We start from the raw sequence: 20,113 nt of genomic DNA, 5'->3' as shown, positions 1-20,113 counted from the left end.
CGTGGCACGGGTGGTGGTCATCGGCGCGGGCATGGGCGGACTGGCCGCGGCCGCACGGCTCGCGAAGGCCGGGCACGAGGTCACGACGTTCGAGCAGGCGGCCGGGCACGGCGGCAAGCTCGGCACGGTGCGGCGCGGCGGTTTCACCTTCGACACCGGGCCTTCGTTGCTGACCCTGCCGCACGTCTACCGCGACCTCTTCGCCGCCACCGGCGCCCCGCTCGACGACCTCGTCGACGTCGTGCCGGTGGAACCGACCTGCCGCTACCGCTTCCCCGACGGCTCCGAGCTCGACCTGCCGCACGCCGAGAAGCAGGTGGACGACGCCATCGCCGACGCGTTCGGACCGCAGGCCGCCCGGCAGTGGCGCGCGGTGATGACCGACGCGGAACGGTTGTGGGACCTCGTCGGCGAACCGGTGCTGCAGAACCCGCTCGGCGGTGTGCGCGACCTCGTGCGCCGCTCGGCGAGCGTCCGCGACCTGATGGCGATCGCGCCGTGGCGCACGCTGCGCGGGGTGGGGGAGCGGCGGTTCACCGACCCGCGGCTGCGCATGCTGCTCGACCGCTACGCCACCTACAGCGGGTCCGACCCGCGCCGCACCCCGGCGCTGATGACGGTCGTCCCGTTCATCGAGCAGCGGTTCGGCGGCTGGTACGTCCGCGGCGGGCTGCGCCGGCTCGGCGACGCGTTGTTCGAACGCTGCGCCGAGCTGGGCGTGCGCTTCCGGTTCGACACACCGGTCCTCGGCGTCGACACCGACGCGAGCGGCGTCACCGGCGTGCTGCTGCCCGGCGGCGAACGGCACGGTGCCGACGTCGTCGTGTCCGATGTGGACGCCGAACACCTCTACGGCGAGCTGCTCACCGAACGGCGCGCCCGCCGCCCGCGCCGGATGCTCGCCAAGACCCAGCCGTCGCTGTCGGGGTTCGTGCTGCTGCTCGGGCTGCGGGGCCGGACACCGGACCCGGCCCACCACCGCGTGCTGTTCCCCGCCGACTACGACGCCGAGTTCGACGCGATCTTCGGCAGGCACCCGCACCCGGTGACCGACCCGACGGTCTACGTGTGCGCACCGGACGACCCCGCCGTGGCACCCGAGGGCGACGAGGCGTGGTTCGTGCTGGTCAACGCGCCCCGGCAGAGCCCGGTGGACTGGACGGAGCCGGGGCTGGCCACCGCCTACGCCGACCGCGTCCTGCGGGTGATGGCCGACCGCGGCCTCGACGTGCGCGACCGGGTGCGGCTGCGGGAGATCCGCACCCCGGCCGACTGGGCCCGCGACACCGGCTCGGTCGGCGGGTCGATCTACGGCTCGTCGTCCAACGGGCCGCGGGCGGCGTTGCTGCGCCCGGCCAACCGGTCGCCGGTACCGGGGTTGTTCCTCGTCGGCGGCTCCGCCCACCCCGGCGGCGGGCTGCCGCTCGTGGCGATGTCAGCGCAGATCGTCGCTCGGCTGGTGGGCCCGGCCTGACCCGGTCCACGGCCGGCCGGCGAGCTCCCGCCGGACACCGGCCGCGAGCTGACCGAACCCCACGACCGCGCACACCGCCCACAGCACCACCGACACCGCCGCCCAGCCCCACCCGGTGACGGGCGTGCCACCGGGCGACAGGGCCGTTCCCGCGCAGGCGACCGCGACCACGACCACCCGCGTCGGCCGCTCCGCGACGGTGATCGCACCCGCCGACGTCATCCCCACGGCCTGCGCCTTGGCCCGCGCGTACTCGTGCAGCAGCAACGACATCGCGATCCCGGCACACCACCACGCCTGCGCCCCGAGCACCAGCAGCACCAGCACCAGGCACACGTCGGCCAGCCGGTCGGCGACCGCGTCGACCACCGCACCCAGCGGCCGCACCCGGCCGGTGCGCAGGGCGACCGCGCCGTCCAGCCCGTCGAGCACCCCGGTGCCCACCACGAGCAGCAACGCCAGCAGGGCCCACCACCCGCCCGCCGCGGCGGCACCGACGGCACCCAGGGCGACGACGACACCGGCCGCGGACAACACGTCGGGGTGGACCCGGTCGAACGGGCGGGCCAGCGCGTGCACGAACCGCAGCCAGCCGACGACCAGCCGGCTGCCGGACACGTCCTCGCCGTGCACCCGCGACCACTCGGCGACGGGATTTCGCTCAGCACCGGTCACAACCACAACCGTAGGCGGAGGGGTGACATCACGCAGGTTCGGGTACCTCCCGATCATGCAGGTACTCCGCGCTGTGGTGGCAGCCACCCGCTCGGCGCTGCACGGCCGGGACCTCCTGCTGTGGGCGGCCGGTCTGACGTTCTTCGCCGGCTTGGGCCTGGTCCCGCTGCTGCTGCTGGCCCTGCGCGGCGCGGCACTGCTGTTCGGGCCTGGGTTCGTGCTCGACAGCGCCCGCCTGCTCGGTGACGCGCTCCCGGCGGCCGCGCGGAACCCGACCGAGGGGCTCGTGCGGCTGGCCGAGGCGGCGGTGACCGCGCCGTGGCCGCTGCTGGCGGCGTCGTTGCTGCCCGCGTCGCTCTACGGCGAGGGGCTGCGCCGCGGCCTGGGCCAGGCGGCCGGTGAGAAGGTGACCAAGTGGACCGGGTGGGCGGGCCGCATCGCGTTCCTGCCGGTGCTCGCGCTGGCGCCGCTGCTGATCGCGCTGCCGCTCGCGGTGACCCCCGTCGTCGCCCCGCTGTACGCGGAGGGCGGCTGGTCCGCGGTGCTCGGGGTCGTGCTGTCGTTCCACGCCGACCTCGTGCCGGTCTGCGCGACCGTCGGCCTGGTGTTCGCCCTCGCCGGACCCGTCGACCTGCCTGCCAGGACGAGCTTCGCGGCCGGTGTCGCCGTCGGCGCGGTCCTCACCGGCTTCCTGCACGGGTTCGTGCTGTTCCTCGCCATCCCGGTGGACTGGGCGATCCCCTACGGCGGCCTGGCCGGTCCCGGCGTCGTGGCGGCGCTCGCGCTGTGGCTGTTCCTGCTGCACGCCCTGCTGTTGTTCGGGTACCGGGCGACACTGAGCACGCACGAGGTGCTCACCGCCCAGCCGCAGGGGGTTCGTTGCCCGTCTCGCTAGCGCTCTTCACGCGCGACCTCCGCGTGCACGACAACGCGATGCTCACCGCCGCGGCCACCGCCGGCGAGGTGCTCCCGCTCTTCGTGGTCTCCCGCACGGACTTCGCCGGGCCGAACCGGGCCGCGTTCCTCACCGGCTGCCTGCGCGACCTCGCCCGCGGCCTCGCCGACCGGGGCAGCGCACTGGTCGTCCGGCACGGCGACCCCGCGGCCGTCGTCGCGAACCTGGTGCGGGAGCACGACATCACCCGCGTCCACGTGTCCGCCGACGCGAGCGCATACGCCCACCGCCGCGAGCGCGCCCTGCGCGAGGCGGTGGGGGACCGGCTCGTGGTGCACGACGACGTCGTTCCCGCCGTGGCACCGACCGGTCCGTTCGAGCCGGTCTTCACACCGTTCTTCCAGCGCTGGAACGAGGTCCCGCCACGCACCCCGCTGCCCGCACCCGGCGGCCTGCGGCTGCCCAGCGTCGACCCCGGCGAGCTCCCCTCGGCCGAGACCTTCTCCCGCGGCATCCCGGCACCCGGCCTGCCACCCGGCGGCGAACGCCACGGCCGGGCCCTGCTGGACTCCTGGGCGCGAACCGGAGTGCACCGGTACGCCGACGACCGCGACGACCTGGCCCGCCAGGGCTCGTCACACCTGTCCGCACACCTGCACTTCGGCTCGCTCTCCGCGGCCGAGACCCGTCACGCCGTCGGCGCGCACGCCGGCCAGTTCGTGCGCCAGCTGGCGTGGCGCGACTTCTACCTCCGGGTCCTCGCCGCACGACCGGACGCCGCGTGGCAGGACTACCGCGACCGCGGTGACCGGTGGCGCCACGCCCCGGCCGACCTGCTCGCCTGGCAACGGGGCCGCACCGGCTACCCGGTCGTCGACGCCGCCATGCGCCAGCTCACCACCGAGGGCTGGCTGCCCAACCGCGCCCGCCTGCTGGCCGCGAGCTTCCTCTGCAAGACCCTGTACCTCGACTGGCGGCCGGGCGCCGCGTTCTTCCTGCACCACCTCGTCGACGGCGACCTCGCGAGCAACCAGCTCAACTGGCAGTGGGTGGCGGGAACCGGCACCGACACCCGCCCCGGCCGGGTGTTCGACCCGGTGTGGCACGGCGAGCAGCACGACCCGGACGGCGCCTACGTCCACCGGTACGTGCCCGAGCTGCGGTCCGTGCCCGGTCCGCTCGTGCACCGGCCGTGGGAGCTCGACGCGTCCGTCCGCAGTGGACTCGACTACCCGGGACCCGTGGTGGGGCTGGAAGAGGGGTACGCGCGGTTCGTCAGCGCCCGCAGGAAGCACAAGCAGGGCAAACAGCAGAACCGCAGGCGCTGACCGCTCAGGCCGCCGCCGCGCCGAACAGCCCCGCCAACCGGTCGAGCGACCGCTTCATCGCCACCTCGTTCCGCCGGGGAATCCCGGACAGCCCGAGCAGCCACGCCGTGCGCGCGGTCGACCAGTCGAACGTCTCGGTCACCTCGGTCGTGCCGTCGCCGAGCGGGACGAGCCGCCACCGCCACCGGTGGCCGTTGAAGTGGCGCCAGGCGATGAGCCGGTCCTCCTCGAACTCCACCACGGTGTTCTCGATCCGGTACGCCACACCGATGCGCATGTCCATGCCGAAGGTCGCGCCGAGCGACAACCGGGCCGGCGCGCCCGGCCGGGGAGCGCGCACCGTACCCGACCCGTCGATCAGCGGGTGCTTCGCCGGGTCCGCCAGCAGGTCGAAGATCCGCTCCGCCGCCGCGGGCACCGTCCTGGTCACCGAGGTGCTGCGCACCGGCTACCCCTCCGTGCCGCGGACGGTCGTCAACGAGGTCAGGCCCGACATCTCCAGGATCGGCGTGAGCAGCGGCGTCGCGATCAGCTCCGCCCGTTCGGCGTGCGCGAACAGGACGCTCATGCCGGCGCTGTCGATGTAGTGGACCTCGGTCAGGTCCACCACGAGCGGGCCGGTGGTGCCGGAGAGCGCGGCGGCGAACGCCCCGGTGTTGCTCAGGTCGATCTCACCCGCTGCCTTGACCACCGATCGGCCGTCCGCGGCGGTGGTCTTGGTCAGCTTCAGCGGCGTCGTCATCAGGAATCATCACCTGCATCGTCACGGTCGTACCGGTCGGTTCGGGGAGGATGGCGACCTCGTCCATCATCGTCCGCATGATCGTCGTGCCCATGCCGCGGCGCGCGGCCGGGTCGGTGTTCGGGGTCTTCCAGGTGCCGGTGTCGACCACGGTCACGAGCAGCCCGGTGTCGCCGGCGGACTCGACGCGCACCCGCACGTTCTCGCGGGTCTCGTCGCGGTAGGCGTGCTCGATGGCGTTGGTCCAGGCCTCGCCCACGGCCAGCAGCACGCCCTGCGCCAGCGTCGTGGACAGTCCGCACTGGCCCAGCCAGGTGCGCAGCGTGTTGCGCGCACCGTGCATCTGGTTCGGCTCGGCAGCGAAGTTCAGCTCCAGCGGCGCCGGGTGGCGGTAGAGCAGCAACGCGACGTCGTCGTCGTAGCCGCCGGCCGGGGCCAGGGTCTGCATGATCTCGCCCGCGAGGTCCTCCAGGCCGCTGGACCGGCCCTGCTGCACCGCTTCCGCCGCCTTCTCGATGCCCTCGGTCAGCGAGCGGCGCCGGCGTTCCACCAGGCCGTCGGTGTAGGTCAGCAGGGTCGAGCGGGGCGGCAGGGTGCACTCGGCCTCCGCGCGCCGCACGCCCGGCTTGACCGCGAGCGGGATGGACCGGCCGTCCTCCAGCAGCCGGGTGGTGCCGTCGTGCAGCGCCAGGATCGCGGGCGGGTGCCCGGCGCTGGAGTAGACGAGGTGACCGGTCGTGGGGTCGAGGACACCGCAGAACACCGTGGTGCACAACGCCCCCGGCACCCCGGCGGCGAACTGGTCGAGCGCCTCCAGCGCGCGGGCGGGACCGATCTCCTGCAGCAGCAGGGCGCGGCAGGCGCTGCGCAGCTGGCCCATCACGGCCGCCGCGGTGAGCCCGCGGCCCACGCAGTCGCCGACGACGATGCCGATGCGCCGGTCCGGCAGCTCGAACGTGTCGTACCAGTCGCCGCCGACCTCCAGCGGCCGTGCGGCCGGCTCGTAGCGCACGGCGAACCCGCCCGGCAGGAGCGACGGACCGAGGATGGCCCGCTGCAACGCGATCGCGGTCTCCCGCTGCTGGTCGATCTGGTGCGCGCGGGACAGGCCTTGCGTGAGGTGACCGGCCAGCACCGACAACAGCAGCTCGTCCTGCTCGGTGAACTGCTGCAACGCGTCGATGCGCAGCCACAGCACCATCGGTCCGTCCGGGTGCTCGACGGTGACCACGACGCTGCCGTCGCCGAGCACGACCGGGACCAGCGCCTGGTGCTCCCGGAACGACGTCAGCACCACCCGCTCGTGCTCCGGCATGTCCTCCCAGACGAAGCCGGCGGACCCGTTGACGACCAGCGGGTCGTGGTGCCGTGCGAACACGACGGCCAGGACGTGCTCCGTCCGCCAGAGACCCTCCAGCTGCTCGATCGCACTCGTCAGCGCGTCGCCGGTGTCCGTGGCCTGCGACAGCCGCATGCTCATCTCCGCGAGCGCGGCCTCCCGCCTGCGGGCGTGGTGCTCTGCGGTGACGTCGCGGAAGGTGCCGACCGTCATCGTGTCGCCGCTGTCCGGGTCGCGAGCCGGGTTCATCAGGGCGCTGAGCCACAACCGCCGGCCGTCGCGGTGGGTCACCGGCACGGTGTGGCTGCGCTGGTCGCGGCCGGACCGCTGCTCGAACGCGGCGGCGAACTGCTTGCGCGCCTCCGGGTCCGTGGGCCACCACGGGTGCGGCACCGGGTAGGGCAGCCCCTCCGGCCCGTAGCCGAGGATGTCGGTGAACGCGGCGTTGATCTCCACGACCGTGCCGGCGCCGTCGCAGACGAAGAACGCCTCCTGCAACGAGTCGATCAACGCGTCCCGCCAGCGGGCGTGCCGGCCGCGCAACCGGGCGAGGTCCACGTTCGCCCGCACCCGCGCCAGCAGGTCCGCAGCGGCGAACGGCTTGACCAGGTAGTCGTCCGCCCCGGCGCGCAGGCCCTCGCCGGAGGCCTCCTGACCGGCCCGCGCGGACAGCAGCAGCACCGGCACCGCCAGCGTGCGCTGGTCCGCGCGCAGGGCCGCCACCAGCGACAACCCGTCCATCCGCGGCATCATCACGTCGCTGACCACCAGGTCCGGCGGCCGGGCGCGGGCGGACTCCAGCGCCGCCAGGCCGTCGTCGACCGCGCGCACCTCGTAGCCCGCGCGGTGCAGCAGCCGGGTCAGGTACTCGCGCATGTCCGCGTTGTCGTCGGCGACCAGCACCGTCGCGGGCAGCTCCGGCGCGGCACCGGCGGCCGTGCTGGGCAGCAGCTCCTCCACCGTCAGGCCGGGCTCCGGCAGCCAGCGCAGCGCCTCCTGCACGTAGGGGGCGGCGATGTCGGACGTGGCGGGCGCGGCGGAGTCCTGCGCGAGCGCGTCGGCGGGCAGGTGGTGCGTGCCGAACGGCAGCTCGACGGTGAAGGTGGTGCCGGCGCCCTGGGTGCTCTCGGCGCGGATCGTGCCGCCGTGCAGGCCGACGAGCTCCTGCACCAGCGCGAGCCCGATGCCGCTGCCCTCCTTGGACCGCGACCACGTGTTCTCGATGCGGTGGAAGCGCTCGAACAGGCGCGGGATCTCGTGCTCCGGCACCCCCACACCGGTGTCGCTGACCGTCACGACCGCCCGGTTCGACCCGGCCCGCACGGACACGCCGACCGATCCCTCGACGGTGAACTTGAGCGCGTTGCTCAGCAGGTTCAGCACGACCTTCTCCCACAGGCCGAGGTCGACGTGCACCGGTTCCGGCAGCGGCGCGCAGTCGATCTCGAAGCGCAGCCCGGCCTTCTCCACCGCCGAGCGGAAGACGCTGGCGAGCTCCGCGGTCACCGCGGCGAGGTCGACCGGCTGGAAGTGCGCCTGCATGCGGCCCGCTTCGAGGCGGGAGAAGTCCAGCAGGGTGTTGACGAGCTTGCCCAGCCGCAGGCCGTTGCGGTGGATGACCTCCAGCTCCTGACCGGCCTGCGGGTCGGCGGGGGAGAGCCGGTCGCGCAGGTCCTGCACCGGTCCCATGATCAACGTCAGCGGCGTGCGGAACTCGTGGCTGATGTTGGAGAAGAACGCGGTCTTGGCGCGGTCGAGCTCGGCCAGCTCCTCGGCCCGCCGCTGCTGGGCCTGGAAGTTGCGGGCACCGGCGATGCCCGCCGCCAGGTGGCCTGCGACCAGCTCCACGAACCCGAGGTAGCCGTCGTCGAGCGGCCGGTGCCGGTTCAGGCCGGCGACCAGGAACCCGTACGGCGCGCCACCGGGCCGTTGCAGCGGCACGACCAGCGCGCTCGTGGGCGGCCGGCTCCACGCCCCGGTGGGCAGGCCGTCGTGGTCGTCGAGCCCGACCACGGCGGACTCGCCGCGCTTGGCGGCCGCCAGCGGCCAGTCCACGGCACCCGGCGGCGGCGGCAGGTTCTGCGGCGCGGCCTGGTGGTCCTGCCCGATGCCGGTGGCGCAGGCCAGCCGCGCGTGGCCGTCGTCGAACAGGTAGGTCAGGGTGAACGGCAGGTCGCGCTGGTTGCGCCCGAGCTGCGTGCACGCGAACGCCAGCACCTCCTGCTCCTCGCGCGCGACGCTCGGGTCCGAGCCGAGGTCGCGCAGCGTGGCCATCCGCCGCTCGGCGATGACGCGGTCGGTCTCCTCGCTGACCACGCACAGCATCCCCGCCACCGCGCCGCTCTCGTCGCGCAGCGGGCTGTAGGAGAAGGTGTGGTAGCTCTCCTCGGAGTAGCCGGACCGTTCCACGAACAGCAGCAGCGCCTCGTCCCACGTCGCGTGCCCGGTGGTGAGCACGCTGTCCACGCGGGGACCGATGTCCTCCCAGATCTCCGCCCACACCTCGGCCGCCGGTCGCCCCAGCGCCCACGGGTACTTGCGGGCGAGCGTGTTGCGCCGGTAGGCGTCGTTGCAGAAGAAGGTCAGCTCCGGGCCCCACGCGAGCCACATCGAGAACCGCGACGACAGCAGCACGCTGACGGCGGTCTGCAGGCTCTGCGGCCACCCGGAGGGCGGGCCGAGCGGGGTGGCGGTCCAGTCGACCGCGGCGAGGTCACGACCGACCAGCGGGTCCTCGGCGAAGACACCGGTGAGCGCGGGCCGGTCGTCTCTTTCACCGGTGTCGTCAGAGCGGGTCACCGACCGTCCCTTCGCCACACCTCGACAGTTGACCTGTCCAGGGTGCCCAAACCCGGCGACGGCTGCACAACCAGATCCGACGGGTGTGCCCCGCGCCACGGCGTGGAGGGGGACCGGACCGCCCCGCCGCGGCGAAGGCGGGCGGCCTCCGCCGCCGGTAGCGCCCGCGCTCCGGTGGCGACCCACCGGGTGCCGGGAGGGTCTGCCCGGTGCCCTCGAACACGACCGCGGAGTCGGTGCGCGCGGTCGGTCCGGCGGCGGCGGGGCGTCAGCCGAAGCGCATGCGCAGGTTCGTCACCGCGAGGTGCAGCAACGGCTTGCCCGCGCGGAGCCAGCCGAGCCGCCCGCCGGGCGTGAGCCGCCAGCGCACCCGCGTCGGCCGGACCCGCGCCGAGGTGCGCAGCGCGGTGCGGTGCGCCTTCCCGTGCAGCGACTGCCACACCGACGTCCCCGCCCACACCGGCAGGCCCGGTGCCCGGAGGGGCTGCTCGTCGGCGGCGGCGATGGTCGTGTCGTCCACCAGCGCCACGGCGTCGAGCGGGCCGGCGGAGAGCGTGAAGTCCGCCAACTCCTTGGGGATGCCCCACATCGCTCGCGCGCCCTGCTGCGACCGGGTGTCGTCGACCCAGATGTCCGTGATGGACAGTCCCGGCCGGAACCCGCGCCGCACCACCACGGCCGTCATCAGCTCGTGGTAGGAGAGCAGTCCGGGCGGGCGGTAGTCGACGAACGCCGACACCACGAGCACGCGGCCGAACAGGGACAGCGGCACGACGCCGCCCGGCAGCCGCAGGGTCGTCGCCGAACGTGGTGCCGTCCACACCGTGAGCCAGCCCTGGCCGCACAGGTTCCACGGCGCCGGGGGGAAGTCAGCGGACATCGGTCACCTCGCCCGCGGGCCGCAGCGCCGCCGGCGCCCCCGCCGGAACCGCCGGGCGGTGCGGTGCCACGGCGCTGAGCCGGGCGTAGGTCGCTCCGAGAGGGGGCCGCGGGTCCGGTTCACCCTTGTTGGGCCACAACGACATCGCGCGCTCGGCGAGCGCGGTGATCGTCAGCGCCGGGTTCACGCCGAGGTTCGCCGGGATCGCGGAGCCGTCCACCACGTGCAGCCCGGGGTGGCCGTGGACGCGGTGGTACGGGTCGACGACGCCGGTGGCGGGGGAGTCGCCGATCACGCAGCCGCCGATCAGGTGGCCGGTCAGCGGGACGTCCGCCAGGTCGTTCCACGCGCCCCGCGCGACGCCGCCGGCGCGGGCCGCGAGCCGGCGGGCCACCTCGTGCCCGGCCGGGATCCACGACGGGTTCGGCGCGCCCTCGCCCTGCCGGGTCGTCAGGCGACCCCGCCGCAACGACGTGGTGAGCGAGTTGTCCAGGCTCTGCATCACCAGCAACGCTATCGTCTCCTCCGACCACCTGCGCGGCGAGTGCATCCGCAGGGCCGTGCGGTACTCGGCCCGCAGCTGGGCCAGACCGCGGCGCAACCGGCCGGGTCCGCCGTCCACGAGCGTGGTCATCAGCAGGCCCATCAGGTTGCTGCCGCGCCCGTAGCGGACCACCTCGACGTGCGTGTCGGCGTCCGGGTGGATCGACGACGTGATCGAGATGCCGAGCGAGTTGTCGATCCGCCCACCCGGCACCCGCACCGCCACGACCGCCTCGGAGTTCGTGCGGCACAACGCTCCCAGCCGCGGCGACAGCCCGGGCAGACCACCGCCGGCGCGGATGCGGTGCAGCAGCTGCTGCGTGCCCAGCGACGCCGCCGAGAACACCACCTGGCCGGCGGTGAAGATCCGCTCCGCCCGCCCGCCGGTCCGCCGCGTGCGCACCGCGTACCCGCCGCCGGGACGGGGCCGCACGTCCGTGACCGTCGTCAACGGCCACACCCGCGCACCGGCCTGCTCGGCCAGGTGCAGGTAGTTCTTCGGCAGCGTGTTCTTCGCGCCGTGCCGGCAGCCGGTCATGCACGCGCCGCAGGCGGTGCACCCGGTGCGACGCGGCCCGGCACCGCCGAAGAACGGGTCCTCGCCGTCGGGTCCGAAGTGGACGCCCACCGGGGACGGGCGGTGGGTCGACGGCACCCCGAGCTCGACGGCGACCTCGCGCAGCAACCGGTCGGCGGCGGTGCGGCACGGGTTCTCCACCACCCCCAGCACCCGGCTCGCCTGGTCGTAGTGCGGCGCGAGCTCCGCCTGCCAGTCGGTGACGTGCGCCCAGCGCGGGTCGCGGAAGAACGCCTCGCCCGGCTCGTACAGGGTGTTCGCGTACACCAGCGACCCGCCGCCGACCCCGGCGCCGCTGAGCACCAGCACGTCGCGCAACGGCGTGATCCGCTGGATGCCCGTGCACCCCAGCCGCGGCGCGAACAGGTAGTCGCGCAGCTGCCAGGACGTGCGCGGGAACTCGTCGTCGGCGAACCGCCGCCCCGCCTCCAGCACGCCGACCCGGTAGCCCTTCTCGGTCAGCCGCAGGGCGGTCACCGCGCCACCGAACCCCGACCCGATCACCAGCACGTCGTGGTCCACGGCGTCACACCCCTTCCGCTGCCAGGCCACCGGTGTGCGTCAGCACGTGGTCGCCCAGCCGCAGCTCCGCGGTGCGCCGCAGGTACTCCCGCGTGCTGCCGGGCCAGTTCGTCGTGACGGACCCGTCGCCGGCGCGGTACCACGACCCGCAGCCGCTCCACAGCCCACCGGCCAGCCGCGCCCGCATCTCCGCGTCGAACGCGTCGGCGACCCCGGGCCGCACCTCCAGCGCCGCCGTACCGGTGTGCGCGAGGTGGCGCACCGCGGCCACGACGTAACGGCACTGCGCCTCGATCATCGTGATCACCGAGCTGCCGCCGAGGTTCGTGTTCGGCCCGTACACCAGGAAGAAGCTCGGGAAACCGGGCACCGACAGGCCCAGGTGCGCCCGCGGCCGCCCGCCCCACACCCCGGCGAGCTCCCGGCCCCGCCTGCCGGTGACGCGCATCGGCAGGGCGAAGTCGGCGACGGTGAACCCGGTGCCCCAGATCAGCACGTCCGCGGCGTGCTCGCGGCCGTCAGCGGTGCGCACGCCCCGCGCCGTGACCTCGGCGATCGGCTCGGTCACCACGTCGACGTTCGCGGCGGTGAGCGCGGGGTACCAGTCGTTGCTGAACAGCACTCGCTTGCAGCCCACCGGCGTGGTCGGCCGCAGCCGTTCGCGCAACGCCCGGTCCCGCACCCGCACCCGCAGGTGGGCGGCCGCGAGACCGGCGACCAGGCCGCGGGAGAACCGGCCGGAGTGCAGCAACCCGGTCAACGCCTCGCCCGCGAGCCACACCCCGCCGCGCGCGGCCCGTGCCGCCAGCGGACAGGCCCGGCCGCGCAGCCGCCCGTCGGGCTTGGGCAGCACGTGCGGGGCGGTGCGCTGGAAGACGGTCAGGTGGTCTGCCCGCGGCTGGACCCGCGGCACGAACTGCGCCGCGCTCGCCCCGGTGCCCACCACCGCGACCCGCGTGCCGCGCAGGTCCACGTCGTGCCGCCACCGGGCGCTGTGGAACACCGGGCCGCCGAACAAGTCGAGACCGGGCAGCACCGGCACCGCCGGCCGGTTCAGCTGGCCGACCGCCGACACCAGCACGTCGGCCTCCAGCACCTCGCCGTCGGCGAGCTCCACCCGCCACCGGTGCCGTGCCTCGTCGAACGTCGCGGCCACGACCCGCGCACCGAACCGGATCCGGTCGCGCACGACCGCCGCCGCCCGCCGCAGGTAGTCCAGGACATCGGGCTGGGCGGCGTAGCGGCGCGGCCACGACGAGTCGGGGAAGAAGGAGTACGAGTACAGCGAGGACGGCACGTCGCACGCGGCACCCGGATAGGTGTTGTCCCGCCAGACGCCGCCGACCTCGTCGGCCCGCTCCAGCACCGTGACCCGGTCGAAACCGGCTCTGTGCAGCGACAACGCCACGCCCAGGCCGCCGAAACCGGCACCGATGACCACCACCTCGGGGTTTTCTCGCACGTCACCGAAGCTAGGAACAACCACCCGTTCGCACCAGGACAACACCGGCCGCGCGATTGACAATCGCGGCCATGAGGACGTTGGCCCCACCCGCGACCCGGCACTGGGACTTCCCCCGCGGCATCGCGAGCGCGGCCCTGCTGCTGCGCTTCGGCGCCGGGCAGGGCCTGTCCCGCGCGGAGCTGCTCGACGGCAGCGACCTCACCGCCGAACAGCTCGCCGACCCGGTGGCGGAGATCGGTGCCCGGCAGGAGCTGGCGGTCGTGCGCAACCTCGCCGCGCGGTTGCCGCACGCGGGGATCGCCGCGGGCCGGCACTACCACGCCACCACGTTCGGCGTGCTCGGTCACGCGTTCCTCAGCGCGGCCACCGTGCAGGACGCGGTCGACGTCGCGTTGCGCTTCCTCGACCTCAGCTTCACCTTCACCGCGCCCGCCGCCGTGCTGGACGGCGACCGGCTGGTGATCACGCTCGACCCCGGCGCACTGCCCGCCGACGTGGTGCCGTTCCTCGTCGAACGCGACCTCGCCGCCATCCACACGGTGATCGGCGAACTCCTCGCCGGTGCCGTGCCGGTGCTCTCGGTCGACCTCGCCCACCCCGCACCGGCCGACACCCGCGACCACGAGCAGGTCTTCGGCACCCGGCCGCGGTTCCGCGCACCGCACAACCGGTCCGTGGTGGACGCCTCGGTGCTCGTGCGGGCGTTGCCGCTGGCCAGCCCGGAGGCCACGGCGCTGTGCGCACGGCAGTGCGAGGACCTCGCCGCCCGCCGCCGCAGGACGCCGGGCATCGCGCGGGACGTCCGCCGGCTGCTGGAGGGCTCCGCCCGGTTCGAGGAGACCATGCCGGTCGTGGCCCGCGCCCTCGGCGTCAGCCCCCGCACCCTGCGGCGCAGGCTGACCGAGTCCGGCACCAGCTACCAGGTCCTGTTCGACGAGGTCCGCGCCGAGCGCGCCGCGGTCCTGCTCACCCGCGGCGGGCTGTCGGTGGAGCAGGCGGCCGGTCAGCTCGGGTTCGCCGAGGCGGCGAGCTTCATCCACGCCTTCCGCCGTTGGTACGGCACGACGCCGAGCACCTACGCCCGCTCAGCGCTCCGGCCGTGACCAGTCGCTGCGGTGGTGCAGGTTGGTCTTGGCGACGTTGCCGACCGCGGGGGCGTCCCGGCCGCCGTCGACCACCAGACCCGCTTCAGCGGCAGGCGCCCGGTACCAGCCGGAGCACCCGTTGACGCACGGGTGGCTCATCTCCGTCAGCGCCATGCCGCCGTCCGCGCCCGGAACGGGTTGCATCCACGTCATCGAGCCGCTGCCCTCGCACAGCTCGCAGGTGCCGTCCACCGCTCACCGCCCCAGCAGGTGGCGCAGCGCCGGGTCGAGCCGCGGGTAGCGGAACACGTGCCCCGCCTCGGTGAGCACCGCCGGGCGCACCAGCTGGCTGGCCTGCGCCAGCTCGCGGGCACCCTGGTCGCCGAGCAGCACCTTGGGCGCGAACGACGGCACCGGCAGCAGCGCCGGCCGGTGCAGCACGTGCGCCAGCACCTCCGTGTACTCGCTGTTGCGCACCGCCTCCGGTGCCACCGCGTTGACCGGCCCCGACAGCGAGGTGTCGTAGAGCGCGCGGTGGTAGACGTCCACGAGGTCGTCGATGCCGATCCACGACTGCCACATGTGCCCGTCACCGAGCTTGCCGCCCAGCCCGGCCGCGAACAGCGGGTGGAAGATCCGCAGCGTGCCCCCGGCCGGTGACTGCACCAGCCCGGTGCGCACGGTCACCACGCGCACCCCGTCCGCCTTGCTCGCCGCCTCCCAGTCGGCGACCACGTCGGCCAGGAACCCGTCGCCGCGCTCGCTCTCCTCGGTCAGCTCCTCGTCACTGCGGTCGGGACCGTAGAACCCGATCGCCGACGCACTGACGAACACCTCAACCCCGGCCGCCGAGGCCAGGTCCGCGAGCGCGCGGGTGGGCCCGATCCGGGACGAGCGGATCGCCGCGCGGTGGGAGTCGGTGAACCGCCCGGCGATCGACGCGCCGGCCAGGTGCACCACGGCGTCGACCCCGGCCAGCAGGTCGGGCGCGGGCCGGTCCGGGTCCCAGCGCCGTTCGCCGGGACCGTTCACCTGGCCGCGCACCAGCCTGACCACCCGGTGCCCGGCGGTGGTCAGGAACGGCCCGAGCGCGCGGCCGACCAGACCGCCGGCACCGGTCAGCGCGATCGTCCTCGGCCGGTCGCCCGCGAGCCGGGCGGCCCGCTGGGCGGCGAGGTCGGCCGCCACCTGGCGGTGCCGGTAGGCGAACGTCGACCGCAGCAGCGCGCCGGGCACCTGCGTGTCCACCCGGTCGGTCATCCGGGTGCCGTCGCCCTCGGCCCGGAACTCGTGGCTGTGCCGCCACTTCAACGCCCAGCGCAGCGGCGCCGAGTCGAGCTCGTCGACGAACCGGTGCGGCGGCGCGTACCCCGAGTGCTTCGCGCCCCAGCGCAACCCCAGCGGGAAGCCGAGGACCGCGCGACCGCCGTCCAGCGTGCTCGCCTCGCGCACGACGCTCATCGGGTGCCACGGCGGCGTCAGCCGGTGGATGGCACCGGGGCGCTCGTGCCAGGCGAACACCTCGTCGAGCGGTGCGTCGACGACGCTGGAGTAGATCAGGGACATGCACCAACGCTAAGCAGGCCCTGCGGGATCTGCACGATGAGCGGAACCAGTCCCGCGGGGCGCCGCCCGGACCGCACCTCGTTCGACGCCGCACAACGGGCGGCAGGCGTCTCAGGCCGGGCGGAGGTGGTCCCACTCGTCGTCGTCGAAACTGCCCGACAGCACCATCTCCCGGTTCTCCGCGGGCCCGCGGGTGCCGAAGACCTCGTCGAGCCGCAGCGGCCGCCGGGTCGTCGCCGCCGTCTGCACCTCCACCCGGACGGGGACGTGCGGGTACGTCTCCTCCAGTCGCCCCAGTGCCTCCGCGGCGTTGTCGGCGATCGACCACACCCGCGGCGCCGGGACCGCGGGCAGCACGAGCAGGAACTCCGTGCGGCTCATCCGCACCGCCCGGTCCACCGGCCGCAGCTCGCGGCGCAGCAGGTCGGCGACGTTGTTCTCGGTGTGCACCGCGGCGCTCGGCCCGTGCAGGCCCTCCACGTCCTCCAGGTCCGGCACCCGGACGCGAATCAGCCCCAGCTCGACGGTGTCGGCGAAGTCCGTGCCGAGCCACGAGTCCAGCGACTCCGGCGTGTGCAGCCCGGTCCACGGGTCGCGCGCGTCGCGCACCTCGTCGGCCCGCCGCGCGGTCAGCCGCTCGACGCGGTCACGCGCACGGGCCATGCCGGTGACCAGGTGCACCACCGCCGCCTCCGCCCGCCGCTCCACCTCGGTCGCGGGCGGCTCGACCGTGCTCGCCAGCACGTCGTCCAGCCGCCGGCGCACGTCGGGCGGCACCCGGTCGCCCAGCACGTCGCGCAGCCGGACCGCCTCGGCGTAGGCCTCCTCGCGCCGGAACCCCCAGCGGCCGTGGAAGAGCCGCGCCGGCTCCAGCGAGGTGCCGTCGAGGGCCACCTCGCCGAGGTCGGTCGCCACGACGCTCGCACCGAACCGCGCCGACAGCACCACCACCGACCACTCGGCGGCCAGCTCCTCGTCCTTGCGCAGCAGCACCGGCGTGACCCCCGCCGGCAGGTCCGGCCTGCGGTTGGCGACCATGCCCACGACCGTGACCTCCGCCAGCCCGGCGATGCGGCGGTAGACCTCGCTCTCGCGTTCGAAGTAGGGCAGCCGCTGGAACATCGCGATCACCAGCAGCGGTTCGGAGCCGTCGCCCGCGAGCGCGGCCCGTTCCACGGCGTGCGAGGCGATCACCAGCGTGCGCTTGGTCAGCAGTCCCGCCCTGGCGTCCCGTGCTGACGCGTTCACCCACCTGCTCCTGTCGTCGTGGCCCACCTCGGCGGCACTTCGAACCTAGTTCGGGCGCCCCTCCCGGCAGAACTGCACGAACGGGTGACGTCCGGCCGTTGTGCGGGCCGGGCACCGGACCCCGACGATGGAGGTGCAGCGGTTCGCCGAGCGTGGCCGCACCGTCGTGGAGCCACACCCGGTAGAGCCCTTCCGGCGCGTCTCCCGGCCCAGTCCGGCCATCTCGCGCGGCGAGCCCGGACCGGCACGCCGCACAGGTGCGCAGGTGGTCCTCAGTCGGCCCGCCCGCCGCCCAGGGGGTGTGTTCCACGCGGCCGCGCATCGAAAGCACTCCGTCCGGCGTCGTGTGGAACCGGGCGCGGTGGGTACGACTGACAAGGCCGCCGCAGGCGCACCGACGCGAGCTCCTCCGGGGATCGCCGCAGTGACGCACAAGACACGAACCCGATCGGTCCCCGTGCCGAACCACTAGGAGAACGGAGGTATCGGTTGTGAACTCGCATCGAAGCGAACACCCCGTGCTGATCACCTCGGCGGCGCCGTCCTACTCCGACCAGCTCGCGGCCCGGCGGCGCCGGTACGCGGTGATGATGAGCCTGCGCATCCCGTGTTTCGTGCTGGCCGTGCTGTTCGCGAAGGTCTGGTGGCTCGCGCTCGCCCTGATCCTGCTGTCCGTGCCGCTGCCCTGGATGGCGGTGCTGATCGCCAACGACCGGCCACCGCGCAAGTCGGAGACCCCGGAGAAGCTCACACCGTCCCGCAAGGCGCTCGGCGCGGGTGACGAGAGGCGGGGTGCGCTGTGATCGGGCTGACCGTCGTCGTCGGCTACGGGGACGCCGCGCTGGACGTCTTACGCCACTTGCCGTTGCGCCACGGGCACACCGAGGTCGTGGTGGTCGACCCGGACGCGGTCGCGCTCACCGGCGCGCTCGCCAACGGCGCCAGGGCCACCCGCGGCGACGGGCGCGACATCTGCGCGTTGCGGCACGCCGGGGTGCCGTTCGCGGGACGGGTGGTCGTCGCCGTGCCCGACGACCTCGACGGGTTGCAGATCACCCTGGCCGTCCGCAGCCTCAACCGGACCGCGATCATCGTCGCCGCGGTCCGCGACCCGGCCAACCAGGACCTCTTCAGCAGGTTGGGGGCCGACGAGGTGTTCGTGCGGGTCAGCTCGGCGTGACCGGTCGGCCCGCCAGCCGGCGGTAGAGGTCCGCGAACGGTTCCGCGACCGCGTCGATGGCGAACCGTTCGCGCACGGTCGCCCGCCCGGCCACCGCCACCGGTGCCGCCGCCGCGCCGAGTCCGACGACGTGGGCCAGCCCCGCACCGAGCGTGCGCGCGGTCGAGGTGTCGACGAGGAACCCGTTGCGCCCGTGGTCGAGGTAGCAGTGCATGCCACCGCGCTGTGGGCCCACCGCGAGCAGCCCGGCCTCCATCGCCTCCAGCACGGCGATGCCGAACTCCTCCTTCACGCTGGAACACGCGTAGACGTGCGGTCCACCGGTGGCCGCCAGCTCGTGCTGCAACCGCCGGACGTCGTCGTTGGACCACGCGGGCAGGACCGCGATCCGGCCGCGTGCCGACGGCGTGGACTCAGCCAGCGCCAGCACTTCGTCGAGCACGGCCTGTTCGTCCGGCGTCCGGTCGGTGCGGGAACCACCGATGACCACCAGCGCGGTCCGCTCGTGCAGACCCGCCTCCAGCCACGCCCGCACCAGCAGCGGCTGCTGCTTCATCGGGTGCAGCCGCCCCACGTTGAGCAGCACCGGCAACCCGGCGGCCGAGTCGTCGAGCCGGGGGAGCGCGGACGGCCCGAACAGCTCGGCGACCAGCGAGCGGCCCACCGGTGCCGGTGGTGGCGCGATGCCCTCCTCCAACGCGCACAACGCCGTCGCGTCCAGCTGCGGGAAGTGCGCCAGGACCTCGTCCTGCCGGCCACCGATGGTGATCACCTGGTCCGCGCGTGCGACGAGGTGGTCGGCGGCCCGCACCCGGTGCAGGTCGAACCGCATCGCCGCCACGTCCGCGGTGCCGTCGAGGTGGCGTTCGGCGAGGTGGCGGTGCGGGTCCGGGGTCACGGTGAACACGAGCCGCGCCCCGAGCAGCCGCGCGGCGTCGGCCACGGCGAGGGACCCGTCGTCGGAGTAGCGGACGTGCACGACGTCCGGCGCCAGACCGCACCGCGGCAGCAACCGGCTGAGCCACCACGTGATCCCGGCCCGGTGGCGGGCCATGTCCGGCTGGGCGAGCGCGACCGGCGAGTCGACCGGGACGTGCACCGTCCAGTGGTCGAGCCCGGCGTGCCGCGTCACCGTCACCGCCGTCGGTTCCGGCGCCAGCACGACGGTGACGACCCGGCCGACGTCCGGCCGCCGCACCAGCGCGTCCGCCAGTGACGACAGGAACACGGTGAGCCCACCGCTCGCGCCCTCACCCGGCCGGGCCGTGCCGCCGATGAGCATCGACTGGGCGATGACCGGCCCGTCCGCCGGCGGTGCCACCGGCAGCGCGAGGTCGTCGTGCAGCAGGTCGAGCATCAGCTTCTCGTAGGGGGACCGCGGAGAGGCGTCGACCGGCTCGCCCAGCGCGTCCAGGTACCGCCACAGCGCCGGGCCGCGGAGGAGTGCGCGTGCCTCGCCAGGGGTCAGTGGGGTGAGGCGGTGCAGCGTGGCGGCGTCGAGCAGCCACGTGCCGAACTCGCTGTCCTGAGTGGACCGCAACGCGTGCTGCAGCCGCACGGTCACGGCCGCTGCGCCGTGTGCCCGCACGGTCGCGGGGAGTTGTTCGCACAGCAGGGAGAAGGAGGCCGGGTCGCTCGTCAGTGCCGCGACCAGGGACTCGGGGGCCGGCGCCGCAGCGGTGTTCTGCCGGGCTTCCAGCGCTCGCTGAACCTCTGGATGTGTCCGCACACCCGGTGTTCGAACCGGGAGGCGCGTTCGGATCGAACAACTTCCGAGTTCTGCCAAGGAGGAGGA

At 74.3% G+C, this 20,113-nt stretch carries 17 protein-coding genes; 6 read left to right on the top strand and 11 right to left on the bottom strand.

All coding sequences use genetic code 11. The annotated features are described in order from the left end of the window. Position 1 precedes the first annotated feature (1 nt). Positions 2-1,474: a phytoene desaturase family protein gene (locus tag ACZ7CF_RS29875; RefSeq protein WP_470371128.1), complete on the top strand. Its 1,473-nt coding sequence runs from the start codon at positions 2-4 to the stop codon at positions 1,472-1,474. On the opposite strand, the gene ACZ7CF_RS29870 is transcribed toward ACZ7CF_RS29875, so the two are convergent. Next, positions 1,436-2,149 carry a CDP-alcohol phosphatidyltransferase family protein gene (locus ACZ7CF_RS29870; RefSeq protein ID WP_360392983.1) on the bottom strand — a complete coding sequence of 238 codons (714 nt, stop codon included), beginning with the start codon at positions 2,147-2,149 and terminating at the stop codon, positions 1,436-1,438. The genes ACZ7CF_RS29875 and ACZ7CF_RS29870 overlap by 39 nt on opposite strands. Before the next feature lie 55 nt (positions 2,150-2,204). On the opposite strand from ACZ7CF_RS29870, the gene ACZ7CF_RS29865 reads away from it, so the two are divergent. Together ACZ7CF_RS29865 and ACZ7CF_RS29860 are read left to right on the top strand one after the other, a co-directional pair. Continuing rightward, on the top strand, positions 2,205-3,044 hold the full coding sequence (locus tag ACZ7CF_RS29865) for a YhjD/YihY/BrkB family envelope integrity protein (RefSeq protein ID WP_360392986.1): 840 nt from the start codon (positions 2,205-2,207) through the stop codon (positions 3,042-3,044). Next, a complete protein-coding gene (locus ACZ7CF_RS29860) occupies positions 3,029-4,372 on the top strand; it encodes a cryptochrome/photolyase family protein (protein ID WP_470371127.1) in 1,344 nt (447 codons plus the stop codon). Before ACZ7CF_RS29865 ends, ACZ7CF_RS29860 begins: the two co-directional genes overlap by 16 nt. A gap of 4 nt (positions 4,373-4,376) precedes the next feature. Here ACZ7CF_RS29860 and ACZ7CF_RS29855 read toward each other — a convergent pair whose 3' ends face one another. The 6 genes from ACZ7CF_RS29855 to ACZ7CF_RS29830 all read right to left on the bottom strand — a co-directional run bounded on the left by ACZ7CF_RS29855 (position 4,377) and on the right by ACZ7CF_RS29830 (position 13,236). Next, positions 4,377-4,817 carry an SRPBCC family protein gene (locus tag ACZ7CF_RS29855; RefSeq protein ID WP_360392992.1) on the bottom strand — a complete coding sequence of 147 codons (441 nt, stop codon included), beginning with the start codon at positions 4,815-4,817 and terminating at the stop codon, positions 4,377-4,379. 3 nt (positions 4,818-4,820) lie between these two features. Further along, the gene (locus ACZ7CF_RS29850) at positions 4,821-5,114 is read right to left on the bottom strand and encodes an STAS domain-containing protein (protein WP_470371126.1); all 294 of its coding nucleotides are present in this window, start codon (positions 5,112-5,114) and stop codon (positions 4,821-4,823) included. Beyond that, positions 5,044-9,252 (bottom strand): SpoIIE family protein phosphatase, encoded by a 4,209-nt coding sequence (locus ACZ7CF_RS29845; RefSeq protein WP_470371125.1) that lies wholly within the window; start codon positions 9,250-9,252, stop codon positions 5,044-5,046. The genes ACZ7CF_RS29850 and ACZ7CF_RS29845 overlap by 71 nt, the downstream gene beginning before the upstream one ends. A gap of 268 nt (positions 9,253-9,520) precedes the next feature. Then, positions 9,521-10,132: an acetoacetate decarboxylase family protein gene (locus tag ACZ7CF_RS29840; protein ID WP_470371124.1), complete on the bottom strand. Its 612-nt coding sequence runs from the start codon at positions 10,130-10,132 to the stop codon at positions 9,521-9,523. Beyond that, on the bottom strand, positions 10,122-11,774 hold the full coding sequence (locus tag ACZ7CF_RS29835; RefSeq protein WP_470371123.1) for an FAD-dependent oxidoreductase: 1,653 nt from the start codon (positions 11,772-11,774) through the stop codon (positions 10,122-10,124). Before ACZ7CF_RS29835 ends, ACZ7CF_RS29840 begins: the two co-directional genes overlap by 11 nt. Before the next feature lie 4 nt (positions 11,775-11,778). Then, positions 11,779-13,236, bottom strand: coding sequence for a flavin-containing monooxygenase (locus tag ACZ7CF_RS29830; RefSeq protein ID WP_470371122.1), 1,458 nt, complete (start codon positions 13,234-13,236; stop codon positions 11,779-11,781). 71 nt (positions 13,237-13,307) lie between these two features. On the opposite strand from ACZ7CF_RS29830, the gene ACZ7CF_RS29825 reads away from it, so the two are divergent. After that, positions 13,308-14,342, top strand: a complete 1,035-nt coding sequence (locus tag ACZ7CF_RS29825) for an AraC family transcriptional regulator (RefSeq protein WP_470371121.1) — start codon at positions 13,308-13,310, stop codon at positions 14,340-14,342. On the opposite strand, the gene ACZ7CF_RS29820 is transcribed toward ACZ7CF_RS29825, so the two are convergent. The 3 genes from ACZ7CF_RS29820 to ACZ7CF_RS29810 all read right to left on the bottom strand — a co-directional run bounded on the left by ACZ7CF_RS29820 (position 14,325) and on the right by ACZ7CF_RS29810 (position 17,138). Continuing rightward, on the bottom strand, positions 14,325-14,576 hold the full coding sequence (locus ACZ7CF_RS29820) for a hypothetical protein (RefSeq protein ID WP_470371120.1): 252 nt from the start codon (positions 14,574-14,576) through the stop codon (positions 14,325-14,327). The genes ACZ7CF_RS29825 and ACZ7CF_RS29820 overlap by 18 nt on opposite strands. A gap of 3 nt (positions 14,577-14,579) precedes the next feature. Then, the gene (locus ACZ7CF_RS29815) at positions 14,580-15,890 is read right to left on the bottom strand and encodes a TIGR01777 family oxidoreductase (protein WP_470371119.1); all 1,311 of its coding nucleotides are present in this window, start codon (positions 15,888-15,890) and stop codon (positions 14,580-14,582) included. A 111-nt stretch (positions 15,891-16,001) separates the two neighbouring features. Then, entirely contained in the window at positions 16,002-17,138 is a 1,137-nt protein-coding gene (locus tag ACZ7CF_RS29810) for a DICT sensory domain-containing protein (RefSeq protein WP_470371118.1), read from the bottom strand. A gap of 491 nt (positions 17,139-17,629) precedes the next feature. On the opposite strand from ACZ7CF_RS29810, the gene ACZ7CF_RS29805 reads away from it, so the two are divergent. After that, positions 17,630-17,941, top strand: a complete 312-nt coding sequence (locus ACZ7CF_RS29805) for a DUF3099 domain-containing protein (RefSeq protein WP_458431469.1) — start codon at positions 17,630-17,632, stop codon at positions 17,939-17,941. After that, positions 17,938-18,318, top strand: coding sequence for an NAD-binding protein (locus tag ACZ7CF_RS29800; RefSeq protein ID WP_470371117.1), 381 nt, complete (start codon positions 17,938-17,940; stop codon positions 18,316-18,318). The genes ACZ7CF_RS29805 and ACZ7CF_RS29800 overlap by 4 nt, the downstream gene beginning before the upstream one ends. Here ACZ7CF_RS29800 and ACZ7CF_RS29795 read toward each other — a convergent pair. After that, positions 18,305-20,047 (bottom strand): glycosyltransferase family 4 protein, encoded by a 1,743-nt coding sequence (locus ACZ7CF_RS29795; RefSeq protein ID WP_470371116.1) that lies wholly within the window; start codon positions 20,045-20,047, stop codon positions 18,305-18,307. The two genes, ACZ7CF_RS29800 and ACZ7CF_RS29795, sit on opposite strands and share 14 nt — an antisense overlap. Positions 20,048-20,113 lie beyond the last annotated feature (66 nt).

The organism is Lentzea sp. NPDC036955, from assembly GCF_055608005.1.
Note: the sequence above shows the minus strand (reverse complement) of the source record. Positions and strands in the feature narration are given on the sequence as shown.